Origin of the sequence: Mesorhizobium sp. B2-3-14 (genome assembly GCF_006442175.1) — a bacterium.
Classification (GTDB): Bacteria; Pseudomonadota; Alphaproteobacteria; order Rhizobiales; family Rhizobiaceae; genus Mesorhizobium; species Mesorhizobium australicum.
In genome coordinates, this window is the sequence record NZ_VFVP01000006.1 from 122,230 (window position 1) to 144,433 (window position 22,204).

29 protein-coding genes are annotated in these 22,204 nt (G+C 62.7%); 10 read left to right on the plus strand and 19 right to left on the minus strand.

Features of this window, described 5'->3' with window-relative positions:
* Positions 1-44: 44 nt before the first annotated feature.
* The 7 genes from FJ950_RS17425 to FJ950_RS17455 all read right to left on the minus strand — a co-directional run bounded on the left by FJ950_RS17425 (position 45) and on the right by FJ950_RS17455 (position 6,197).
* Positions 45-980 carry a ribose-phosphate pyrophosphokinase gene (locus FJ950_RS17425; RefSeq protein WP_015316090.1) on the minus strand — a complete coding sequence of 312 codons (936 nt, stop codon included), beginning with the start codon at positions 978-980 and terminating at the stop codon, positions 45-47.
* A gap of 155 nt (positions 981-1,135) precedes the next feature.
* Complete coding sequence (locus FJ950_RS17430) at positions 1,136-1,771, minus strand: hypothetical protein (protein WP_140617698.1); 636 nt, start codon at positions 1,769-1,771, stop codon at positions 1,136-1,138.
* Between the two features lie 43 nt (positions 1,772-1,814).
* Positions 1,815-2,966 carry a Xaa-Pro peptidase family protein gene (locus FJ950_RS17435; protein ID WP_015316092.1) on the minus strand — a complete coding sequence of 384 codons (1,152 nt, stop codon included), beginning with the start codon at positions 2,964-2,966 and terminating at the stop codon, positions 1,815-1,817.
* Positions 2,966-3,760, minus strand: a complete 795-nt coding sequence (pgeF, locus tag FJ950_RS17440) for a peptidoglycan editing factor PgeF (RefSeq protein WP_140617699.1) — start codon at positions 3,758-3,760, stop codon at positions 2,966-2,968. The genes FJ950_RS17435 and pgeF overlap by 1 nt, the downstream gene beginning before the upstream one ends.
* A gap of 103 nt (positions 3,761-3,863) precedes the next feature.
* Positions 3,864-4,952: a class I SAM-dependent methyltransferase gene (locus FJ950_RS17445; RefSeq protein WP_140617700.1), complete on the minus strand. Its 1,089-nt coding sequence runs from the start codon at positions 4,950-4,952 to the stop codon at positions 3,864-3,866.
* Positions 4,949-5,809 (minus strand): prolipoprotein diacylglyceryl transferase, encoded by an 861-nt coding sequence (lgt, locus tag FJ950_RS17450; protein WP_140617701.1) that lies wholly within the window; start codon positions 5,807-5,809, stop codon positions 4,949-4,951. The genes FJ950_RS17445 and lgt overlap by 4 nt, the downstream gene beginning before the upstream one ends.
* Before the next feature lie 145 nt (positions 5,810-5,954).
* Complete coding sequence (locus FJ950_RS17455) at positions 5,955-6,197, minus strand: BrnA antitoxin family protein (RefSeq protein ID WP_140617702.1); 243 nt, start codon at positions 6,195-6,197, stop codon at positions 5,955-5,957.
* A 220-nt stretch (positions 6,198-6,417) separates the two neighbouring features.
* Between FJ950_RS17455 and FJ950_RS17460 the strand changes: the two genes are divergently transcribed.
* From FJ950_RS17460 to FJ950_RS17470, 3 genes are all read left to right on the plus strand, one after another.
* Positions 6,418-6,720 (plus strand): accessory factor UbiK family protein, encoded by a 303-nt coding sequence (locus FJ950_RS17460; protein WP_015316097.1) that lies wholly within the window; start codon positions 6,418-6,420, stop codon positions 6,718-6,720.
* Between the two features lie 319 nt (positions 6,721-7,039).
* Positions 7,040-7,540: a YbjN domain-containing protein gene (locus FJ950_RS17465; RefSeq protein ID WP_015316098.1), complete on the plus strand. Its 501-nt coding sequence runs from the start codon at positions 7,040-7,042 to the stop codon at positions 7,538-7,540.
* A 15-nt stretch (positions 7,541-7,555) separates the two neighbouring features.
* Entirely contained in the window at positions 7,556-7,915 is a 360-nt protein-coding gene (locus FJ950_RS17470; RefSeq protein ID WP_015316099.1) for a tRNA-binding protein, read from the plus strand.
* Positions 7,916-7,975: 60 nt separating this feature from the next.
* Here the strand turns inward: FJ950_RS17470 and FJ950_RS17475 are convergent, their stop codons facing one another.
* The 4 genes from FJ950_RS17475 to FJ950_RS17490 all read right to left on the minus strand — a co-directional run bounded on the left by FJ950_RS17475 (position 7,976) and on the right by FJ950_RS17490 (position 12,050).
* Positions 7,976-8,998: a glycosyltransferase family 1 protein gene (locus tag FJ950_RS17475; protein ID WP_015316100.1), complete on the minus strand. Its 1,023-nt coding sequence runs from the start codon at positions 8,996-8,998 to the stop codon at positions 7,976-7,978.
* A 250-nt stretch (positions 8,999-9,248) separates the two neighbouring features.
* Positions 9,249-10,664, minus strand: coding sequence for an ATP-binding protein (locus FJ950_RS17480; protein WP_140617703.1), 1,416 nt, complete (start codon positions 10,662-10,664; stop codon positions 9,249-9,251).
* A gap of 146 nt (positions 10,665-10,810) precedes the next feature.
* Positions 10,811-11,530, minus strand: a complete 720-nt coding sequence (locus FJ950_RS17485) for a response regulator transcription factor (RefSeq protein WP_023770265.1) — start codon at positions 11,528-11,530, stop codon at positions 10,811-10,813.
* Entirely contained in the window at positions 11,517-12,050 is a 534-nt protein-coding gene (locus FJ950_RS17490; RefSeq protein ID WP_015316103.1) for a MarR family transcriptional regulator, read from the minus strand. Before FJ950_RS17490 ends, FJ950_RS17485 begins: the two co-directional genes overlap by 14 nt.
* 259 nt (positions 12,051-12,309) lie before the next feature.
* Here FJ950_RS17490 and FJ950_RS17495 point away from each other — a divergent pair, with 259 nt between their 5' ends.
* The 3 genes from FJ950_RS17495 to FJ950_RS17505 all read left to right on the plus strand — a co-directional run bounded on the left by FJ950_RS17495 (position 12,310) and on the right by FJ950_RS17505 (position 14,441).
* The gene (locus FJ950_RS17495) at positions 12,310-13,203 is read left to right on the plus strand and encodes a branched-chain amino acid aminotransferase (protein WP_140617704.1); all 894 of its coding nucleotides are present in this window, start codon (positions 12,310-12,312) and stop codon (positions 13,201-13,203) included.
* Positions 13,204-13,348: 145 nt separating this feature from the next.
* The gene (locus FJ950_RS17500) at positions 13,349-13,666 is read left to right on the plus strand and encodes a hypothetical protein (RefSeq protein WP_015316105.1); all 318 of its coding nucleotides are present in this window, start codon (positions 13,349-13,351) and stop codon (positions 13,664-13,666) included.
* A 136-nt stretch (positions 13,667-13,802) separates the two neighbouring features.
* A complete protein-coding gene (locus FJ950_RS17505; RefSeq protein WP_015316106.1) occupies positions 13,803-14,441 on the plus strand; it encodes an MBL fold metallo-hydrolase in 639 nt (212 codons plus the stop codon).
* A gap of 88 nt (positions 14,442-14,529) precedes the next feature.
* Here FJ950_RS17505 and FJ950_RS17510 read toward each other — a convergent pair whose 3' ends face one another.
* The 3 genes from FJ950_RS17510 to FJ950_RS17520 form a co-directional block, all read right to left on the minus strand.
* Positions 14,530-14,964, minus strand: a complete 435-nt coding sequence (locus FJ950_RS17510) for a BA14K family protein (RefSeq protein ID WP_015316107.1) — start codon at positions 14,962-14,964, stop codon at positions 14,530-14,532.
* Between the two features lie 186 nt (positions 14,965-15,150).
* Positions 15,151-15,363, minus strand: a complete 213-nt coding sequence (locus FJ950_RS17515; RefSeq protein ID WP_008877668.1) for a cold-shock protein — start codon at positions 15,361-15,363, stop codon at positions 15,151-15,153.
* A 318-nt stretch (positions 15,364-15,681) separates the two neighbouring features.
* Positions 15,682-15,894 carry a cold-shock protein gene (locus FJ950_RS17520; protein WP_006202520.1) on the minus strand — a complete coding sequence of 71 codons (213 nt, stop codon included), beginning with the start codon at positions 15,892-15,894 and terminating at the stop codon, positions 15,682-15,684.
* Between the two features lie 581 nt (positions 15,895-16,475).
* Between FJ950_RS17520 and FJ950_RS17525 the strand changes: the two genes are divergently transcribed.
* Positions 16,476-16,877, plus strand: a complete 402-nt coding sequence (locus tag FJ950_RS17525) for a Kazal-type serine protease inhibitor domain-containing protein (RefSeq protein WP_140617705.1) — start codon at positions 16,476-16,478, stop codon at positions 16,875-16,877.
* Positions 16,878-16,910: 33 nt separating this feature from the next.
* Here the strand turns inward: FJ950_RS17525 and FJ950_RS17530 are convergent, their stop codons facing one another.
* The 3 genes from FJ950_RS17530 to FJ950_RS17540 all read right to left on the minus strand — a co-directional run bounded on the left by FJ950_RS17530 (position 16,911) and on the right by FJ950_RS17540 (position 18,123).
* Complete coding sequence (locus FJ950_RS17530; protein WP_140617706.1) at positions 16,911-17,528, minus strand: NAD(P)H-dependent oxidoreductase; 618 nt, start codon at positions 17,526-17,528, stop codon at positions 16,911-16,913.
* Between the two features lie 80 nt (positions 17,529-17,608).
* A complete protein-coding gene (locus FJ950_RS17535) occupies positions 17,609-17,857 on the minus strand; it encodes a hypothetical protein (RefSeq protein WP_015316110.1) in 249 nt (82 codons plus the stop codon).
* Complete coding sequence (locus FJ950_RS17540; protein WP_140617707.1) at positions 17,854-18,123, minus strand: hypothetical protein; 270 nt, start codon at positions 18,121-18,123, stop codon at positions 17,854-17,856. Before FJ950_RS17540 ends, FJ950_RS17535 begins: the two co-directional genes overlap by 4 nt.
* Before the next feature lie 179 nt (positions 18,124-18,302).
* Between FJ950_RS17540 and FJ950_RS17545 the strand changes: the two genes are divergently transcribed.
* Positions 18,303-18,611, plus strand: coding sequence for a hypothetical protein (locus FJ950_RS17545; protein WP_246681332.1), 309 nt, complete (start codon positions 18,303-18,305; stop codon positions 18,609-18,611).
* A 200-nt stretch (positions 18,612-18,811) separates the two neighbouring features.
* Positions 18,812-20,446: a sulfotransferase gene (locus FJ950_RS17550; RefSeq protein ID WP_140617708.1), complete on the plus strand. Its 1,635-nt coding sequence runs from the start codon at positions 18,812-18,814 to the stop codon at positions 20,444-20,446.
* 46 nt (positions 20,447-20,492) lie between these two features.
* Here the strand turns inward: FJ950_RS17550 and FJ950_RS17555 are convergent, their stop codons facing one another.
* Together FJ950_RS17555 and FJ950_RS17560 are read right to left on the minus strand one after the other, a co-directional pair.
* Complete coding sequence (locus FJ950_RS17555; RefSeq protein WP_140617709.1) at positions 20,493-20,846, minus strand: DUF1428 domain-containing protein; 354 nt, start codon at positions 20,844-20,846, stop codon at positions 20,493-20,495.
* 98 nt (positions 20,847-20,944) lie between these two features.
* Positions 20,945-21,361: a glyoxalase/bleomycin resistance/extradiol dioxygenase family protein gene (locus FJ950_RS17560; RefSeq protein WP_140617710.1), complete on the minus strand. Its 417-nt coding sequence runs from the start codon at positions 21,359-21,361 to the stop codon at positions 20,945-20,947.
* 221 nt (positions 21,362-21,582) lie between these two features.
* Here FJ950_RS17560 and FJ950_RS17565 point away from each other — a divergent pair, with 221 nt between their 5' ends.
* Positions 21,583-22,197 carry a glutathione S-transferase gene (locus FJ950_RS17565; RefSeq protein WP_015316116.1) on the plus strand — a complete coding sequence of 205 codons (615 nt, stop codon included), beginning with the start codon at positions 21,583-21,585 and terminating at the stop codon, positions 22,195-22,197.
* Positions 22,198-22,204 lie beyond the last annotated feature (7 nt).

The following is a 22,204-nucleotide window of genomic DNA, read 5'->3' on the forward strand; positions in this document are numbered from 1 at the left end:
ACTTGGGCCGCAGGGGTAACTTGGGCCGCGGGGATAACTGGTTTTCAGTCGAACAGGCTCGAAACCGATTCCTCGGTCGCTGTGCGCGAAATGGCTTCGCCCATCAGGTCGGCGATCGATATGACGCGGATGTTGGGCGCGTCGAGCACGCCTTGCGTCGGCTGGATGGAATCGGTGATCACCAGTTCCTGCAGCTTCGAGCCGCTGATGCGAGCGACCGCGCCGCCCGACAGCACGCCGTGGGTGATATAGGCGGTAACGCTGGTGGCGCCGTTGGCTAGCAGTGCGTCGGCGGCATTGCACAGCGTGCCGCCGGAATCGACGATGTCGTCGATCAAAAGGCAATCCTTGCCGGCGACCGCGCCGATGATGTTCATGACTTCCGATTCGCCGGGACGCTCACGGCGCTTATCGACGATGGCAAGTTGCGCGTCGAAACGCTTGGCAAGCGCACGCGCACGCACCACGCCGCCAATATCGGGCGACACGACGACGACATTGCCGAGTTGCTTGTACTTCGCCTTGACGTCGCGGGCCATCACCGGCACCGAGAACAGATTGTCGGTGGGGATGTCGAAAAAGCCCTGGATCTGGCCGGCATGGAGATCCAGCGTCAAAACCCGGTCGACACCTGCACGGGTGATCATGTTGGCGACCAGCTTGGCAGAGATCGGCGTGCGCCCGGAAGCGCGGCGATCCTGCCTGGCATAGCCGAAATAGGGAATAACCGCCGTGATGCGCTTGGCCGACGAGCGCATGAAGGCGTCGATCATGATGAGCAGTTCCATCAGGTGATCGTTGGTCGGGAACGAGGTCGACTGCAGGATGAAGACATCCTCGCCACGCACGTTTTCCTGGATCTCGACGAAGATTTCCTGGTCGGCGAAGCGCCTGACACTGGCCTTGCCCAGCGGGACGTTGAGATAGCGGGCGACCGCTTCGGCCAGCACCCTGTTGGAATTGCCCGCGAAGAGTTTCATGCACCGTTCCTGGTGGAGGACGGAGAGGCCTGACGGACTCTCCTGCACCTTTTAACCGGGCTTTTAGCGGCCCGCGCGGCTATTGCAAGCGCCGAGATCGTGAATCCGCCGGCTAAGCCTAAGAAAGCTGTTCGGCATCACCGGCTGGCAACACCTCAGCTCGCCTTGCCGCTGAGAAAGGCCGCAAACTGGTCGATGGTCTGGTCGGCGATCGCCTGCATGGTGGCTGGCGAGACCGACTTCCAGCTGTCGGCGCCCGCGCTGTCGCCGGAACCGGTGGAAGGCGCCTTCATCTGGCCGTTGATACGGTGCAGCCGGTTGCCGGATGGGTCGTAGACATCCCAGACATAGATGACCGTGGTGTCCTTGCCCTCCGTCATCGCCGAGAAGTAGCCCTTGAGCACATGGGTCGCGGTCTGGTCCTGGCTGCCGGCCAGCGTAATGCCGCGCTGCCTGGCGCGTGTCTGCAGTTCCGCCGTCAGCGGCGTTGCGGCTTCCACCGAAGCGCCGACGATCGGCGCGATCTGCAGCCGGGTCTTCGCCAGGATGGCGGCGGCCTGGGCCGAAGTGATGGGTGCGGGCGCGCCCGCCGTCGTGGTGGCCGTCGCGGCCGTGGATGGCGCCGGGGCGGGAACGGTGGCGGCAGCGCTGCCTTGCGTGGCCGGTGCGGGCTGCGCCGAGGCCGCCGGCGGGGTGATGGCGGAAGGTTCGAGGACGTCCTTTGCGTTGGTGCAGGCGGTCAAAGCCAATGCCACAAGCAATGACACGGTCGTCACATGCGATCGTCTCATTTGCCTTCTAACTCCTTGGCGAAGAACGCCTCCCATTATGGATTCACTGCACGATCAAGTCGAGATCATGGCGGGACAGCGGCTTCGGCTGGGATTCGGTGGTCAGGTAGGTGCGGCCAAGCGTCATCGCCGTCTCGGTCTCGGAGTCCATGATGATCATGTGGGCAAACAGCGTCATGTTCGGCGCGATCGGCTCGGGATTGCCCTGGTAGAACATCGGCATGTCCATCCAGGACGGCGTGAAGCGGGCGCCGACCGAATAGCCGCAGGCGTTCAGCCGGTGCTTGGTCAGCCCGTGCGCTTCCATGGTGCGGGCATGGGCGTCGAACACATCGCCGAAGCTGTTGCCCGGCGTCATCGCCTTTTCGACGGCCAGAAGTGCCGCGCGTGCGGCGTCGAACAGCTCCTGATGGCGCTTGGAGACCTTGCCGGTCAGCACCGTGCGCATCATCGGCGCATGGTAGTGATGGAAGACGCCGGCCCATTCGAGCGTCAGCTGGTCGTTCTTGGTGAGCTTGCGGCGTCCGGCCTTGTAGCGGCACAGCAGCGCATCGACGCCGGAGCCGATGATGAACTCGTTGGCCGGATAGTCGCCGCCGCCGGCGAAGATCGCGCCCTGCATGGCGGCCAGGATCAGCGCCTCGTCGCCGCCCTGCTTGATCAGCGGCAGGGCCGCGTCCAGCGCGTCGTCGGAGAGATTGGCTGCCTTTTCCGCTTTGGCGACCTCGGCCGGGCTCTTGAACAGGCGCAGCCGCCCGACGATGCCGGAGGCGTCGGCGATCTGGCCGAAGGTCTGCAACTGCTCGTCCAGGCGGCGGCCATTATAGGCGGTCAGGCCGTGAGTGTCGTATTCGACGCCGATGCGGGCGCCGAGCAGGTCGAGTTCGTTAAGCAGGTTGCGCAGGTCGACCGCGGGATTGGCGCCGTCGCGGTCGGTCCACAGCACGATGTTGTCGATGATCGAGGTTTGGCGGGCCTGGCGCAGATCGGCCGAGCGGGTCAGCAGCACCATCGAGCCGTCGGCCTTGACCACCAGGCACTGGAAGAAGCAGAAGCCGAACGTGTCGTAGCCGGTGAGCCAGTACATGCTTTCCTGGGCGAACAGCAGGATGGCGTCGAGCTTTTTCTCGGCCATCTCTATCATCAGCCGGTCGCGCCGCGCGTCGAATTCGGATCGTTCAAAATGCAGCGCCATTATACCTTCTCCAAAACGATTGCCGAAACCTGCCGGCCATAATCGGGCTCCCTGCGGTGCGTGGTGCGCCGGTAGGAGTAAAACAGATCTTCCTCGGCATAGGTGCAGCGGCCAAGGCCATCGGCCGTCACGCCAGCCTTGGCCAGCCGGTCGATCGTGTAGCGGTTGAGGTCGAACATGGCGTGGCCGGCATGGGCCGAAGGCGCGAAATACCGGGCATTTTCGCTGTCGGCCTCGACGAAGCGGGCGACGAATTCGGGCCCGACCTCGTAATTTGCGGGGCCGATGGAAGGGCCAAGCACGGCGACGATGTTTTCGCGCCGGGCGCCGAGGCTCTCCATGGCGGCAATGGTGTTTTCGAGCACGCCTGACAAAGCGCCTTTCCAGCCGGCATGCGCGGCGCCGATGATGCGCGCGCCGGCATCCGCGAACAGAACCGGGCCGCAATCGGCGGTCGAGGCCCCGATGGCGATGCCCTGCCGGTCGGTGACGATGGCGTCGGCCTTTGGCCGCTCGCCAGCAAAGGGTTCCCTGGCGACGATGACGTCGGGCGAATGGACCTGCCAGGCGGTCAGCAGATGATTTGCGGGCACGCCCATCCAGGCGGCGACACGGGCGCGGTTCTCGGTCACCAGCGCCTGGTCGTCATCCGACCCGGTGCCGATGTTGAGGCCCCGGTAGATGCCCGTGGAGACGCCGCCGATGCGGGTGAAATAGCCGTGGCGGATGCCTTGTGCCTGTGCCTTGTCCAGCAGCGGCGACCGAATGGGATCCGGTTTGGTCTGATTGAGCATGCGGGCGTTGTTGTCCGTGTGGGCGGTTTCGTCAAGGAAAAGCGGCCGGCGGTCCGGCGGCTCTTTTACCGGACGGGAGATTGGGAGGGGTAGCGACGAAAAGTCAATCCGCCGTTGCGAAGGGCCTGACGGAGACGTCGCGTGGAACGACGGCCAGGACCTTGAAGAGTTCGCCCATCGCTTGCGGCCCGGCGAGCCGTTCGACGGCATCCGATATGTTGTCGCGTGCCGCCTGGCCGGCATCGGCGCCCAGCTGGCCGGCGCGCTCCAGAATGCCCATGCCGAGCAGGAAATTGCCCTGCGTCGACAGATGGGCATCGAGACCATGCGCGCGCACGATCGCTGCAAGAGCGGCGAAATCGACATGGGACGTAAGGTCTGCCTCACCGGGATTGGCCAGCACATCTTCGTGATTGTGCCGGCGCAAGGCCTGCAGCGTGTCGCCGACACCGGGCCGCAGATGGCCGTAGTCGAGGAATAGCCCGGCGCCGCCATGAGCCGCCATGCGCTCAGCGATCGCCGCCATCAAGGCGGTGCGGGCGGGCGCGATTTCGACGATCGCGCCTTGCGGCGCGTCGGCCGCATCCCTGGGCAGCAGCATCGGGTCGACCGAGCCGGCGCCGGCGAAGAAGCAAAGATTGTCGGCGTCGTCCAGGCCGACCATGCGCTCGCGCCACTCGGCGCCGGCACGGACGAACTGGCGGATAGGCACCGCATCGAACAATTCGTTGCCGACGATCAACAGCGGTTGATGGGGCAGGGTCTCGATCGCTTCATGCCAGTCTATCGCGAAGGGTGTCGCTCCAAGCGTCTGCTTCTGGATCTCGGCCAAGCGCGGACTGGTCTCGATCATGGCGAAGGCGGCGCCGTTGGCCAAGGCCGGATCGAGCCGCGACAAGGTGCGCAGCATGTCTTTCATCAGCGTGCCACGGCCGGGGCCGATCTCTGCGACGGTGACCGGCATCGGCCGGCCGATCGCTGCCCAAGCCTGGTAAAGCCAAACGGCGACGAGTTCGCCGAACATCTGGCTGATCTCCGGCGCGGTGATGAAGTCGCCGGCCGCGCCGAACGGCTCGCGTGTGGTGTAATAACCATCGCGCGGATCGAACAGGCACAGCGCCATGTATTCGTTGATGGGCATCGGACCGACCGCCTCGATCAGGTCGACGATACGAGCCTTCAGCCGCGTCATGTTGCCTGCGGCTGCGTTTGCGTCACCGGCTTGGCCGTCGCCATGGCCCAGATGCCGGCCAGCACCATCGGCGTCGACAGGATCATGCCCATGGTCAGCCAGTTGGTGCCGAGGAGATAGCCGAGCTGCTGGTCGGGCTCGCGAAAGAACTCCACGAAAATTCGTGACAGGCCGTAGCCGCAGATGAAGGCGCCGCCGACAAAGCGCGGTGTCTTCAGCTTGAGGCGCGAATGGGTAAGGACGCGCAGCACGACAAACAGCACCAGCCCTTCGAGCAAGGCCTCGTAGAGCTGGCTCGGATGGCGGGTGAACGGACCGCCGTTGGGGAATTCGATCGCCCAGGGCACATCGGTGGGCCGCCCCCAGAGCTCGGAATTAATGAAGTTGGCGACGCGCACGAGACCGAGACCGACCGGCACGCCAGCTGCCACGACATCGAACAGCGACCAGGTGCGGATGCCGCGCTTCATGGAAAACAGCGTCATGGCGAGGATGACGCCGAGCAGGCCGCCATGGAAGGACATGCCGCCTTGCCAGACAGCGAAGATGTCGAGCGGATGGGCGATGTAGCGCGCCAGGTCGTAGAACAGGACATAGCCGGTGCGGCCGCCCAGAACCACGCCAATGGCCGCCCAGACGATGAAATCGTCGAGGTCCTCAGGCTTCATCGGCAAGACGCCGTCGGGCCAGAGTTTAGGATTGGCGGCGAGCCGCTTGGCATACCACCAGGCAAACAGGATGCCGACGATGTAACCGATGCCGTACCAGTGCACCGCCAGCGGCCCGATCTGGACGAGGATCGGATTGATATTGGGAAAAGGCAGCGAAGCCAGCGGCAGCAGGAAACATTCGTTCAACGGGGAGCTCTCGGTTGCGATCGGCGCGGACCATGCGGCAGGGTTTTGGCAGGGTCAAGGCAAGGTCACGGGGGTCAATGGGTCCGGGAACAGATTCGGGTCCAGGAACAGATTCGCTTCCAGTTCCGTCGCCGTGGTGGCGTGCTTACCCCCTGGGCTTGGCGGCCACCACTTCGCGCAAGGCGTCGTTGATCCTGTCCTGCCAGCCGGGACCATCTTCCTGGAAATGATCGAGCACGGCCCGGTCGATCCTGATCGAGACCAGCTCGCGGACATTCGGTGCGGTGGAGGGTTCGCGAGGCGGGGCCGCTGCCGGTTTCTTGACCGGCTTGAAAACAGCTTCGGCGGCTTCCATCGGATTTGTCGGTCTGCGCGGGGGCGTTGCCATTGGTTATCCTGATTGAAACGTGCGTGAGGGAGACGAGGGCCTTAAAATAGGCGAGTTGCCGCTACCAAGTACAGCTTCGGAGCCGTTCGAGAGGCTCCTGCAGGACCCGCCCATCATACGGGCCGTGCGCCATAGCAGCGCGGAGGTCGCATAGGACCCCAACGTTCTTGCATTCCTCGCGCCGCGTCACTAATTCAAATCAAGCAAGCGAGGATTTGCCATGTCGACCGGACCGAACCGCATTCTCGATGAATTCGCCAAGCTGATGACCGATGCGGCCGGTGCCGCTCAAGGTGTGCGGCGTGAGGTGGAGACGGCCTTCAAGGGCCAGGCGGAGCGCATCCTCAACTCCATGGATGTCGTGCAGCGCGAGGAGTTCGAGGCCGCGCGCGAGATGGCCGCCAAGGCGAGGGAAGAAAACGGCAGGCTCGCCTCGCGCATCGAGACGCTCGAGGCCAGGATCGCCGAGCTGACCGGTCAGGCCACACCTGCGGCGCCGGCGAAGCCCAAGCCGAAAAAATAATTCGTTAAACTTTTCCACAAAGCACCAGCCTAAAAATCGCTTTGCCGTGAATCGCTTACCGGCATTGCGTGACTCTTTGTGACAGGCACCTTTCCACATGCGAATGACGCAGTGCGAAAAATTGGGCTGTTCACGCGACTCCCGATCAATAGACTGAATTTGTTGCATGATTCGGAGCAGGGTCATGCAACCGGGCGGTGGGGTTCGGTCTGGGGTCTTTGCGTTGATAAGTCCCGGCCGTCCGAGTTCTAGACAAGATTGTTCGTCGTGTGTGCCCCGCGGAGCGTGTGGCGCTCCCCCTGAACACAGGAAGCATTCCATGGAACTTCTCGAACTCGAATTTTCCCGCGAAATCCATCCGGTGGATGTGATCGAGCAGGTGGCCCACAACAATGACTGGTCCTTCGAACGGGCCGGCGATGACGAAATCTCGATCTCGGTTGCCGGCAGCTGGACCGACTACCACGTCTCCTTCTCATGGATGGAGGATTTCGAGGCGCTGCACCTTGCCTGCGCCTTCGACATCAAGGTGCCGGAAGCCCGCACGCTGGAAGTGATGCGGCTGTTGTCGCTGATCAACGAACAGATGCTGTTCGGCCATTTCGACCTCTGGGAGCAGGAAGGCGCGATCATGTTCCGCCAGTCGCTGCTGCTCGCTGGCGGGGTCGAACCCTCGAGCCAGCAGGTCGAGGTGCTTTTGTCCTCGGCGCTGGAAGCCTGCGAATGCTATTTCCAGGCTTTCCAGTTCGTCGTCTGGTCGGGAACCTCGGCCAAGGACGCGCTGGCCGGCGTGCTGTTCGAGACCTTCGGCAACGCCTGAGCAGAAGCGTTCGACATGAGTTCAAACAACGAGCGCAAGCCTGAAATCAGCTTTGCCGATTTCGATCGTGTCGACATCCGTGCCGGCACGATCGTCGAGGCCGAACCGTTTCCGGAGGCGCGCAAGCCGGCCTTCAGGCTGAAGATCGATTTCGGGCCTGGGATCGGAGTGAAGAAGTCCTCGGCGCAGATCACCAAATACTATTCGCCCGAGACCTTGATCGGCCGACAGGTGTTCGCGGTGGTCAATTTCCCGCCGCGCCAGATCGGCCCGTTCATGTCGGAAGTGCTGACGCTCGGCTTTCCCGATGAAGAGGGCGCCGTGGTGTTGGGCGCCATCGAACGCAGGGTGCCGGATGGCGGCAGGCTGTTCTAGGCTTTCCGAGGTCAAACAGAATACCGCCTCGTTCCTTGGCGTCCCCGCCGGCCTGTCGGATCAGGCCGCCAGCTTGCGCGTCGTTCCCAGTGCTTCCCCGACCGCGTCGAGAAACATTTCCGCGCAGGCCTTCCAACTGTAGCGCATGGCGCGCTCGCGGGCCTGGTCGCGGCTGACGTCGAGCGCGGCCAGCGCGGCCTCGCGCAAATCGGTGGAAACAGCACCGCCGACACCATCACCAACGATGTCGATCGGCCCGGTCACCGGGTAGGCGGCGACCGGCGTGCCGCTGGCCAGCGCCTCGATGATGACGTTACCGAAAGTGTCGGTGCGGCTGGGAAAGACGAAGACGTCGGCGGAGGCGTAGATTTCGGCCAGTTCGTCATTGGGGCGATGGCCGAGGAAATGCGCCTTCGGATATTTCGCCTTCAGCTTGGCAAGCTCGGGCCCTTCACCGACGATCACCTTGCTGCCGGGCAGGTCTAGGTCGAGGAAGGCCGACAGGTTCTTTTCGATGGCGACGCGGCCGACACAGAGGAAGACCGGGCTGGGGAAGCCGAGGTCCTTGCGCTTGTCGGGCCGGAAATGCTCGGTGTCGACGCCACGCGTCCAGGGCCTCAGCTTGTTGAAGCCGCGCGCCGTGAGATCGTCGGCGAGCGACTGGGTGGCGACCAGCGTGCCTTGGCCCGAATTGTGGAAATCGCGCAGCCAGCGATAGGCCCAGCTCTCCGGCACCGGCAGGCGGGCGCTGAGATATTCGGGAAAGCGGGTGTGGTAGCTGGTGGTGAACGGCCGGCCGGCATTGCGGCAATGGCGCCGCGCCATGATGCCAAGCGGTCCTTCGGTGACGATGTGGATGTGATCGGCCTTGTAGCCGTCGATCAGGCGCGCGACATGGCCGGGCGTGGTCAGCGCCAGGCGGATGTCGGGGTAGGTCGGCAGGGGCAGGGTGCGAAAGATGTTCGGGGTCAGGAACTCGACCGCGACGTCGAAGGATTTCAGGGTCTCGGTGAGCCGCTCGAGCGTGTGGACGACGCCGTTGACCTGCGGGCGCCAGGCGTCGGTGACCATCACTATGCGCATGGCGGCCCTTTGCTCCGGAGGTCGGCGGTTGCCTTGAAACGATGCCGGAACGGCGACCATGCGGCCGCCCTCGCTTCGCTCCAGCGCACCCTGACGGGTACGGGATCGAAGTGAGGCGGCAAGGACGAATCAAGTGCGGTCGCGCGCTTCATGCGCGCTCTTGACCATGGTTTCATGACGGGCGGATGAAGCAGACCGTGATGCCGAAAGGTCGAAAGCGGCTTTCAGGCAAGATCACGCCAAATAAAGATCAGGCCGGAACCTTGATCACCGCGCGCAGGCCACCCATCGGGCTGTCGTCGAGCGTGATGTCGCCGCCGTGGCTGCGGGCGATGTCGCGGGCGATCGACAGGCCGAGCCCGGTGCCGCTGGCGTCGAGATTACGGGCTTCGTCGAGCCGCACGAAGGGCTTGAACACGTCTTCGCGCCTGTCGGCCGGAATGCCTGGCCCATTATCGTCGACGGTGACCAGAAGCGAGCCGCGGCCGTGGTCGGCGGTGACCTCAACGGTGCGGGCATAGCGGAAGGCATTGCCGATGACGTTGGACAGCAGCCGCGCGAAGGCGTTCGGCCTGACATGCACGGTCGGATCGCCGGAAAGCGTCGTCGACAGTCTGCATTTGCGCAAGTTCGCTTCTTCGCCAAGCTTCTGGAAATAGGCTTCGAGATCGAAACGTCCCGGGTCCTCCGAGGCCTCGCCCTTGGCAAAGGCGAGATAGCCTTCCAGCATCGACTGCATGTCCTCGATGTCCTGGTCGAGCGCCGCCTTGGTCTCGGCCTTGCCGCCGGCCAGCGCCAGCTGCAGCTTGAAGCGAGTAAGGATGGTCCTGAGATCATGGCTGACACCGGTCAGCATGGCCGTGCGCTGCTCGATCTGGCGCTCGATGCGCTCCCGCATCTGGATGAAGGCAAAGCCGGCGCGGCGCACCTCTTCGGCCCCGCGCGGGCGGAAATCGCGCGGCATCGGCCGGCCCTTGCCGAAGCTTTCGGCGGCCTCGGCAAGCGCCAGGATCGGCCGGATCTGGTTGCGCAGGAAGGGGATGGCGATCATCAGGAGCACCAGCGAGGTGCCGACCATCCAGATCAGGAAAATGTGGGTGTTGGAGGCATAGGCCTGGCTGCGGCGCACGAAGACGCGCAGCACCTTGTTCTCGAGCTGGACGCGCACTTCGATGATGTTGGAATTGCCGACAGTGTCGATCCAGAAGGGGCGGTTGATCTGCCGAGTGATCTCGGCGGAGAGAACATCGTCGAGGATAGAGAAGAACGGTTTTGGACCGGGCGGCGGCAGCGGATCGGGCGGCAGCAGATCGACCTTCAGCTGCATGCGATCCTGCGCGATGCGGATGATGTTGGCGTAGTCGGCGTCGTGCGGATAAGTCTCGATCATGTCGATGATGGCGGCGATGTCGCGCACGGTGGCCTGCGACAGGCGTTGCGTCACGGTTGCCCAGTGGCGCTCCATGAAATCGAAGGCGACAACCGACTGCAAAAGGATCATCGGCGCGATGACGATGATCAGCGAGCGCGCATAGAGGCGCTTGGGCATGTAAAGCGAAACCAGGCGCCAGAACCGGTTCCAGATGCGCGGCACCGCCTTGAGCGACCGTGTGGCGCGTGCACTCAAACCGTCATTGTCCGGCTGTTCCAGTTCCGTGGTCGCCATTGGCTCTTTTCATCCGTCGGCGGTATTGGGTCGGGATGACGTTTGGCTGAATCGTCATCCTGATCCAACTCTTTGTTGGAGCATGATCTTTTCCGAAAACCGGTTCCCACTTTTCGGGACCATGCACTTGGGCCGCCGCCGGCATTCTATTCCACGCTGAGCCGATACCCAATACCGCGCACGGTCTGCAGCCAGACCGGATTGGACGGATCGCGCTCGATCTTGCGGCGCAGCCGGTTGATCTGGACGTCGATGGTGCGCTCGCCGACTTCCGAATCGTCGCCGACGAGTTCGTGGCGGGGGATGGTTTCGCCGGCGCGCGCGGCGAAGATCGCCAGGATCTCCTGTTCGCGGTCGGTCAGCTTCAGCGCCTCGCCGCCGCGCTTCAGTTCGCGCCTGGCGATCTGGAAGGTGTAGGGGCCGAACACCAGCTGCTCGACCTTGGGCGTCGCCGCCGGGCCGCCACGGCGCAGGATGTTGTTGATGCGCAGGATCAGCTCGCGCGGGTCGAAGGGTTTTGGCAGGTAGTCGTCGGCGCCGGCTTCGAGCCCCGAGATGCGGCTGTCGGTCTCCGACAAGGCCGTCAGCATCAGGATCGGCACGTTCTTCTCGGCGCGCAGCGCCTTGGTGAGATCAACGCCGCTTTCTCCCGGCATCATCACGTCGAGCACGAGCAGGTCGAAATCGAGGCCGGCGAGCTTGCGGCGGGCCTCGCCGGCATTGCCGGCGACGGTGACGCGAAAGCCGTTTTCGGTCAGATACTGCTTGAGAAGATTGCGAATGCGGGTGTCGTCGTCGACCACGAGCAGATGCGGTGCGTCGTCATCCGGTGCGGCCGCGGTGTCGACCCTCTCAGTGCTCTCCATGGCTTTTCCCTGACATTTTTGCGGACCCAACGTCGATCTGAGCTCTCAGTTCCGGATTGACCATCGCTTCGAGGAAGCGTTCCACCAAGGTCCGTTCGGTGGCGCCGGAATCTTCCAATGCAGCACGGATGCGGCGTGACTGTGGCCGCGCCAGCGCCAGCGCCAGCGCACGGCCCTTGGCCGTCGGATAGAGTTCGCGCTGGCGACGGTCTCGCGGGCCCTGCAACTGCACGACGTGATCGGTGTCGATCAATTGCTTCAGCACACGCGCCAGGCTCTGCTTGGTTATCTTCAGCACGTCGAGCAGTTCGGCGACGGTCAGGCCCGGCCGGCGGTTGACGAAATGCAGCACGCGGTGGTGGGCGCGGCCGAAGCCGTAGTCGGCCAGGATCTGATCGGGATCGGAAGTGAAGTCGCGATAGGCGAAGAAGAAGAGTTCGATGATGGCGAAGTCGATGCCGTCCTCGCTGGTGATCGCGGTCCTGATCGGTTTTCCGGCAGCTGGGCTTTTGTCCGTCATCATTTCTCCATGGGAAGAGGAGATTATGTCAGTACTATTGACGTAATTTCCCTGCAATGGTAATTTTTGACAAGCTTTTTGGCGGATTGCGAACGAAAAGGCGAGGCAAGCCGGTTTTTCCGGAACTTCCTGAGTTTGCCAGGGCGCGATTATCCGCTTACGCTTCCAGACACCGGCCGGCGTCTCCAACCACATGGCGCTGCCAAAAGAACACGCAACGACACTAGGATATGCGGGTCGCGACCCGCGGGAGGTTACCATGGCATCCGTTCCCTTCGATCAACTGGACGGCTTCATCTGGATGAATGGCGCGTTCGTCCCGTGGGGGGACGCCAAGATTCATGTGCTGACCCACGGCCTGCATTACGCCAGCGCGGTCTTCGAGGGTGAGCGCGCCTATGGCGGCGAGATCTTCAAGCTCAACGAGCATACGGAACGCCTGCATGAATCGGCACGCCTGCTCGGCTTCAAGATTCCCTATTCGGTGGCCGAGCTCAACGACGCGTCGACCACGCTCCTGAAGAAGCAGGGCTTCCAGGACGCCTATGTCAGGCCGATCGCCTGGCGCGGCAGCGAGCAGATGGGTGTTTCGGCGCAAAACAACCGCATCAACGTCGCCATCGCCATTTGGCAATGGCCGAGCTATTTCGACCCGGCGCAGAAGCTGAAGGGCATCCGTCTCGATGTGGCGGAATGGCGCCGGCCCGATCCGCGCACGGCGCCGTCGCGGTCGAAGGCCGCCGGCCTCTACATGATCTGCACCATGTCCAAGCATGCCGCCGAGGCCAAGGGCTATGCCGACGCCATGATGCTCGACTGGCGGGGCCAGGTCGCCGAAGCGACGGGCGCCAACATCTTCTTCGTCAAGGACGGCAAGATCCACACGCCCAAGCCCGATTGCTTCCTCGACGGCATTACCCGCCGCACGGTCATTGGTCTCGCCAGGGATCGCGGCCTGGAGATCATCGAACGCGCCATCCTGCCGGAAGAACTGGAAGGGTTCGAGCAGTGCTTCCTGACCGGAACGGCAGCGGAAGTAACCCCGGTTTCGGAGATCGGCCCTTACCGATTCGAAGTCGGCGAGATCGCCAAGAATCTCATGAACGACTATTCTATCGCCGTTCAACCCAAGCATGCTATCGCCGCAGAATAACGATAGTCACAGCTTTTCGCGCAAGCAGGGGCGGTTTTCGGGCCGCCCCTTTTATTTCAGCGTTTCTGCATTTGACTTTCCTCCAATTCGGCGTCTCATGATGGTGTCGGCCCGGGAGGCTGGCAGCTATGGAGGGACTAATCATATGGACATGAACACGCTTCTTCCGATCATCATTCAGATCATCACAGGCATCATTGGTGGTCAGGCGGTCGGCGCGGCGATCAAGACGGCGGCAATGGGTCAGCTTCCCAAAATCCTGGGCGGAGCCATCGGCGGTGTCGGCGGCGCGGCGATCCTCGGCAGCCTGCTTGGCGGCGGTGCGATCAGTCCTGACGCGGCCGCGGCGGCGACCAGCGGCCTGGGCAGCGCGCTCAACCTGCAGAACATCGTCGGTGGCGCCGGCGGTGGCGCGATCCTGACCGGCATTCTCGGCGCGGTCATGGGCGCCATGAAGAAATAAGCCTGCCGATCTCGGGCTTCGCAGAATGGGCGGCTTCGGCCGCCCATTCCTTTGGAGACGCACTGTTTGGCCTTCCGGCTGTGGACGGTTTTGAGCGATGCCTCTACATGATCGCTGACACAGCGAAAGGACGATCATGGGTCAGCTCAATGCCGGCATCGTGCCGGTCACACCGTTCCAGCAGAACTGCACCATCCTGTTCGACATGGAGGACAAGCATGGCGTCGTCGTGGATCCGGGCGGCGACATCGACAAGGTGCTGGCAACGTTGAAGGACAACGCGATCGCGGCCGAGGCGATCTGGATCACGCACGGTCATATCGATCATGCCGGCGGCGCCATGGAACTGAAGGAAGCACTCGGCGTCGAGATCATCGGCCCGCATGAAGCCGACAAGATGCTGCTCGACAATCTGGAAAACCAGGGCAGGCGCTACGGCATCGGCGGTGTGCGAAACTGCGTGCCCGATCGGTTCCTCGCCGAAGGCGAGACGGTGTCGTTCGGCGGCCATGTGTTCGAGGTGCTGCATTGCCCCGGCCACGCACCGGGCCATGTCGTCTATTATAACCGCGCCGCCAAATTCGCCCATGTCGGCGATGTTCTGTTTCGTGGTTCGGTCGGCCGCACCGACCTGCCCGGCGGCGACCATGCGGCCCTCATCGCCTCGATCAAAAACAAGCTGTTGCCGCTCGGCGACGACATCGGCTTCATCTGCGGCCATGGCCCCGGCGGGCGTTTTGGCGAGGAACGGCGAACCAACCCGTTTTTGACCTGAATGAGATCGCTGCCGGAAGCCCAACAAACCGACAACAAAAAAGCGCTGGCCTTGCGGTCAGCGCTTTTTTGTTTGGGGCAGGGAAGCCTCAGTTGGCGGTGCAGAAATGCTGTTCACCGTCGCTGCCGGTGAAGGTGCCGGTACGGGAATTGAAGGTGCGGTAGCGGTCCGAGCAGTACTCGTACCAGCCGCGCGTCCACGGTTCGGCGTAACGGTCGGCATAGACCACCTGCGGTTCCGCGTAGTAGCGGCGGACCGGGGCAGGGCGCACCCGCACGTCACGATCGTAGTAACCGTCATCGTAATAACGGTCGGAATCGGGTGGTGGCCGGTCATTGGCCAATGCGCCACCGATCAATGCGCCGGCGGCAAGGCCGAGAACGCCGGCTGCCACGGCATCGCCATGGCCATGGCCGTGATGGTGCCAACGGCGCCAGTCATCGGCATTCGCCGCCGAGAAGGTCCCCAGCGTGGTGGCGACCACGGCTGCGGACAGCACGGCTGTCTTGAAAATGCGGTTCATCTTGGTCTCCTTCGTACCGGACCGTGCAGTTTCTTGCAGGGGATGCAGTCCGGCTTTACGAATGACTAATATGGGACCGTGGCTGAACGGGGGCTGAACGAAAATTTGGCCGCACGCATTCTTTCACCGCCTCAAAACCGCACCTTTCGGCGCGGACCTGACTGTCGGAGCCGGTCCGAAGCCGGCTCAGCCGACCGACAGGTTGACGGCCTTGGGTCCCTTGCCGCGCTTGTCCGGCTCGGTGTCGAATGTCACTTTCTGCCCATCTTCGAGACCGGGGAGACCCGACGCCTGCACGGCCGAAATATGGACGAAGACATCCTTCGCGCCATCATCCGGTGTGATGAAGCCGAAGCCCTTGGCATGGTTGAAGAATTTGACGGTGCCGGTCTGCGGCATGGGAAGCTCCTTTGATCCCATAAACTCCAGTCTCGGGCCGGCAAATGCCCGAATGCAAATTTGTCCTTTATTTTAGCGCTATCGGCAAGAGAAAGTTTTGCTGGCACTTAAAGCACGTCGCTTTAAGTGCTTGTTTTGATGCGCGTCATTGGCCCGGACCCGGGATGAACTTACGGATGAGACGAGTCTGCGCTGCGCGGCGGACATGAAAAAGGCGCGGCGAAAACCGCCGCGCCTTTCAAAAATCCGTCTGCCTGCCCAGGTGCTGGTCAAGCTCCTCGTTCGCCCATCCGCCTGGGATGCGCGCGCGCCGATCGCTCAGGCTGCGCGCAGGTTGACCGCCTTCGGGCCCTTGCCCATGCGGTCCGGCTCGACGTCGAAAGTGACCTTCTGGCCATCGACGAGCGTGCGCAGGCCCGAGGCCTCGATCGCTGAAATATGGACGAACACGTCCTTGGCGCCGCCGTCGGGCGTGATGAAACCGAAGCCTTTGGTCGCATTGAAGAATTTAACGGTGCCGGTCTGGGCCATTGGGGAAACTCCTTCACCCGTTCAGTCTTGGTGGTCCTGCCCGCCACCTGGCGTCGAGGGCAGTTCCTGGTGGTTGCTTTCGGCAGTCATGCATTGGCGCATGGTCAAACCCCCCGCCGAAAAACGGGGCCGTCAGAGATTCACAGTATCGGGGAAAGGTCGTCCAAAACGTTCCGCTCTCCGGGTCGCAAATGCCCGAACACAGAATTTATCGCACGGAAACGTGAAGGTTGCAAGATAGCGCCGCGGGCCGCCGCCATGGGCGCATCCCGACGCAAAAATCGACCGATCAAAGCGTCGACCGGCCGCAAATAGGCTTCGTTGGCGGGAGGGTCATCGGCCCACAGCACCGGTCATGGATGGGCCAGGAGCGACGATTGCTGGCGACGCGGCTGGGGCCCCGGTTCGGGTGTCGTTCTCCTACAGAAGCGCAAACAAGGGTTGCAATTGGCGGTGGAATGACGACGATCACGCCATTGGGCGACTGATCCAAATCTTGTTTTGATCGATATCATCATCAACGAACCGCCACGCAGTCTTGGGCGGTACGGACCGGGACGGGGATCGAGGGAGAGACGATCATGAGGTTTCTTGCGGCGATCTTTTCACGGCAGGTTTTTGCCGTCCTTTTCCTGTCGGCAATTCTTGCCGCCTGCACGGTCGTCGTCGATGACGGACCTGGGCCGCGACCGCGTCCGCCGCGCCCTGAACCGCAATTCTGCACCAAGCAATACGAGCCGGTCTGCGCCCGGCGCGGCGGAGATCGCCAGACCTTCGCCAATGCCTGTCTGGCCGATCGGGCGGGTTACCGCATCGTGCGTGACGGCGCCTGTCACGGCGGTGATGGCGGTGGCGAGCAGACGTTCTGCACCCGCGAATATGCTCCGGTGTGCGCCCGCCGGCATGGAGAGATGCGCACCTTCCCCAACGCCTGCGAGGCGCGGGCCTCGGACTACCGCATCGTCGGCGTGGGGCCGTGCTGAGATTCTGCCGTCTCCCGCATGAGGGGAAGGCCATTATTTGTCCACGCCAACATAAGCTTTGCTCTTGAGCAGGCCGGCCAGATGAGCAGCGTTTGAGGCCGCCATTTCGATGGCTTCGGTAACCTTGGCGGGGGTTTTCGGCAGGTCGACGTAATTGACGTCATGCATGGCTTCACCGACCCAGTAGACGCCGCCATTGGCGGGAATGGTGAAGCCGACATCGTTCAGCGCCTGGAAGCACTCCGCATGACAATGATGCGCGCCGTCCTCGTTGCCGACGATCGCCACCAGGGCCACCTTGCCGGCGGCCGGCATGCGGCCCTTGTCGTCGGTCTCCTCGAGAAAGGCGTCCATCCGCTCCATGACGCGCTTGGCGACGCTCGATGGCTGGCCCAACCAGATCGGCAAGCCGAGAATGAAGATATCGGCGGCCAGGATCTTTTCGCGCAGGCCAGGCCAGTCGTCGCCCCTGCCCATGTCGGAGAGCACGCCAGGCTTGATGTCATGATCAAGCGTGCGCACGACCTCGCCTTCCACGCCATGCGGTTTGAGCGCCGCGAGCAGATCGGCGATGATCTTGTCGGTGGACGATTTTTCCTTGTCGCTGGATGCTTTCAGCGAACAGTTGAGGGCAAAGGTGGTGAGGGACATCGCAAAACTCCTGCATCTGGGTGTGCAGGCTCAACGCCGCGAGGCGTTTGCGGTTGCGCGGTGTGTCGGCTGGCCTCCGCTCAGCTGGCCGGATTGTCGGCCAGTTCGAGATTGTCTTCCGTGGTGACCCGTTCGTGGGTCTCCTGGTCGCTGCGGATGCGGTATTGCGGGGAACCGTCCTTGACCGGCAGCCTGCTCTTGATCTCGAACAGTTCCGCGGCCTTGTTGACCAAGCCGGTCCGGCTTTTCATCCGCACGGTCTGGCCGATGGCGAAGAGATGCGAGGGGGTGTCGGTGCGCGGTCGCGCATTCTGTTGAAAACGGATCATGCTGCATTCTCCCGGTCGCGCACCAGCGCGGTTTCGAGGTCCAGGTGGTCGATGGCGACGAGCTGGCTGGTGAGCGGGTTGCTCACCGCCTTTGCCGGCAGATGGATGAAGGTGGCGACGCGGCGCCAGGCAAGCCGCGACATGCCCTCGATCAACTCCTCGTCGTGATCGATGTCGTAGTCGCCGGCCGGCAGTTGTCCTTCCAGGCCACCGAGCATGAATGGCGCGGTGAAATGGGCGATGGAACGGGTGGTGCGGTCGGGCATTGTCCTGGCCTTTTGGGATGAGATTGGCGGGTCGAGAACCTCTGACGCCGCGAGATGCCAATTCTGGCCCAAACCATAGTGATATATAGCCCAAATCGGCGCTCTATTCAAGAATAATAACGGAATTCCTTGCTTCGATTTGAAAAATAGACGGATATTAATTTTGGAATAAATCTGCTATGGCTGCGGATATCTTCGAAAATTTCTTCGGGATGTGCCGAGTTTTCCTCGGCGCTTATGTTTTTATTTTTTTCAAAAGGGATAAAGCCATGGATTCAATCAGAACTTCGAAAGGGAAGAGCATGGCGATCAATCCGATCGTCAGGCCAATCGCCACGTACCCCATTGGCGCTGCCGGAAAGCCGATGGCCGTCCAGTCGGCGCGGCTGACCATCAGAAGCGACGAGGCGGCAAGGCGAACGATCTCCGATACCGATGGAACTGTGAGGCGGGCCAGGCAGGTTGCAGAGACCAATCGCCTGATTTGATCGCTTTCGCCGCGACGTGAGGCGCAGAATCAAGCAAAGCCTTGAACCTGTAACGCCGATGGCCTAGATCGCGGCAGGCGCACGAACACGGTAGGTGTCCCATCAACAGAGATCAGAGAAGAGCGGCGGGTGCGGGAACCAGGCCTGGCGCGGCCAAGTCTGGAGGGGGAGGACAGCCGCCGCTAGGTCTCGACCAGTATGTGCAGCAGGCACTGCAACTGCACCAGGCCGGGCGCCGGCAGGAAGCCGAGGCGATCTACCGCCAGGTGCTGACGCGTCAGCCCAAACACGCGGCCGCTGCGCATTTCCTGGGTTTGCTGCTGCACCAGACGGGGCGCAGCGAAGAAGGCATGGATTTCCTCGAACAGTCGGTTCAGCTGCAGCCGACCAATCCCGACTTCCTCAACAATCTCGGCACGGTGATGCGCGATCTGGGGCGTGTCGCGGCGGCGATCGATTTCTTCCGCGGCGCGGTGGACCTGCGGCCGGAGCAGCTCGCGGCGCGCGACAATCTCGGCTCGTCGCTGAAGCAGATCGGCCGGTTCGACGAGGCCGAGGACATCTATCGCGGCACGGTGCAGCGCAATCCATTCCACGTGCGCGCCCGTATCGGGCTTGCCGAAACCCTGCAGGAAGCCGGACGCCTCGACGAGGCGCTGGCTGTCTTCCAGGAGGCACTGACCATCCGGCCTAGGGATGCCGACCTGCTGCACGGACTGGGTGTCGGGCTGATGGAAAAGGGCAAGCTCGACGAGGCGACCGGCCTGTTCCGGCAGGCGTTGGCGATCCAGCCCGGCATGGCCCGCGCGTGGCTGATGCTGATGCAGGTCAAGTGCCAGAAGGAGCGCGATGCCGAAATGGCTGGCATGGAGGCGCAGCACGCCAAGGCGCCTCAGGACAGCCTGGCACGCATGCAGCTGTCGTTTGGCCTCGGCAAGGCCAATGACGATCTCAAGGATTATGGCAGGGCCTTCGACTATTTCGCCGAGGGCAATGCCATCCGCCGCAAGGGCATCGACTACGACCCGGTGAAGACGCGTGCCGAATTCGAGGCAATGAAGACGGTGTTCGATGCCGGCTTCTTCGAAAAGCACAGACCGAGCCCGATTGCCGACGACGCGCCGATCTTCGTCGTCGGCATGCCGCGTTCGGGTACGACGCTGGTCGAACAGATCATCGCCAGTCACCCCCAGGTCTATGGCGCGGGCGAGCTCAGCATCCTGAAGACGGCGGTCGGCAAGCAGTTCCCGTCGAACATGCCAGGCGGCTTCCCCTGGGGCGTGGCCGACACGGACGATAGGGATTTCGCCGAGGCGGGGCAGGCCTATCTGGACATGCTGCATGCCCGATATCCGCATATGCGCCACGTCACCGACAAGATGCCGGGCAACTTCCTGCTTGTCGGCTTCATCCACATGATGCTGCCGAAGGCCAGGATCATCCATTGCGCCCGCGATGCGGCGGCGACATGCCTGTCGATCTACAAGGTGCATTTCCGCGGCGACAGCCACCGCTATGGCTATGACCTCGGTGAGCTCGCCGATTTCCACAATCTCTACACCGACATCATGGCGCATTGGCACAAGGTGCTGCCCGGCGTCGTGCACGATGTGCGCTACGAGGATTTCGTCGCCGACCAGGATGGGCAGAGCCGGGCGCTGATCGACTATCTCGGCCTGCCATGGGACGATGCCGTGCTGTCGTTCCACGAGACCGACAGGCCGGTGCGCACGGCGTCGGCCGCGCAGGTGCGCCAGCCCATGTACCAGGGCTCGGTCGATCTGTGGAAGCGCTATGGCGACAGGCTGAAACCACTGCTGGATAAGCTCGGATAGGCCGATAGCGCGGTAAGGCCGGCCTGCGAACGGCGGTCGAGCTGTCTCAAAGTTCCATGAAGGGCTGGAAGCCGCCGAAGATCATGCGCTTGCCGTCGAACGGCATCGTGGCCATATCGCGCTGCAGACGAGGGTCGGCCATCACCTTGGCCATCACCGCATCGCGATCCTGCCTGGATTTGTATACGGCCCAGGAGAAAACGACGATCTCATCATCCTTGGCCTGAACGGCACGCGGAAACGAGGTGATTTCGCCATAGGGCACGTCGTCGCCGATGCATTCGACATAGGCGAGCGCGCCATGTTCCATCCATATGGGGCCTGCGAGGTTGGCGAGCTTTTTATAGTCATCGAGATTTGCCTTCGGCACGGCAAGCACGAAGCCATCGACATAGGACATGGTGGTCTCCTCTTTGCTGAATTCGAACGCCGGGTCGGCGGGGATACACCCGGCGCGATTGGGCGCATCCCCTCGGCGAGGGGCGCGCTCGCTAAAGCCTATTCCGTCGGTGCGTTCATTGCCCAGGCGACGCCGAAGGGGTCCTTCACCTGGCCCCAGCGGTCGCCCCAGAACATCACCTGCAGCGGCGTGACGGCCTCGCAGCCGGCGTCGACGGCGCGCTTCCACCAAGCGTCGATATCATCCTTGCCGAGATGGAGCTGCAGCGTATAGCCCTGCGCCACCTGGTGCGGATGGCCGTGTTCCGGATAGGCGTCGCCCAGCATCAGTGTCGAGCCGTTGATATAGAGATGGATATGCATGGTGCGGCCTTTTTCGTCCGCCGGGTAGGCAAAGACTTCCTCGGCCCCGAAAGCCTTCTTGTAGAACTCGGCCGCCTTGATGGCACCGTCGATCTGAAGATAGGGGGTCAATCCGCCAAGCACTTTTGGCCGGGGTGGGGTCTGGTCGGTCATTGCATGTTCCTCTTCACGTTTGTTTGGCCTTGCGGACCACAGGACGGATGAGATGACGGCAATCCTACAGGACGCCGAAAATTTTTGGCCGGGCGACAACCGATGGGTTGGGAAGGCGTGCAACGAACTTGCGTCGGCGGCTTCCAATCAGAGCGCAATTCTCTCGGCTCCCAAGCTAAAAGAGTTGGATTGCGCGCCGCCTACTCAGCCCGGAGACGACAATGATCCTCTATTATCAGACCCACTCACCTTTCGCGCGCAAGGCGCTGGTCTTCGCGCATGAGGCAGGCGTCGCCGATCAGCTCCAGGTCATTCATCACGAAACCAGCCCGACCTTGCACAACGCCAGTGTCCACGCCGAAAACCCGCTAGGCCAAGTGCCGGTGCTGCTGCGTCCGGGTGCGCCGGCGATCTTCGATTCCGACGTCATCTGCGCCTATCTCGATACGCTGCATGATGACCGGAAGTTGCTGCCGCAGGTCGGCGAGGCACGCTGGCAGGCGTTGCGGCTGCAATCGGCCGCCCAAGGCCTTGCGCAGACGGGCATCGCCTTGCGCTGGGAGACGGAAAGGAGACCCGAACAGCTGCGCTATGATGCTCTTGCCGAAGGATATCGGCAGAAGATCGAGGCGACCTACGACTGGGCCGAGGGCGCCCTTGACGACGAGGCGCCGCTCCATGTTGGACATATTGCGCTAGCCACCACGCTGTCCTGGATGGCGTTCCGTCATCTTCCGTCGTTTGGTTCGCGGGCGCGGCTGACGCGCTGGTTCGAGGCTTTCGAAAGGCGTGCGTCGATGCGTGCGACGCCGCTTTCGGGCGATACACATGATTGATTCGCGC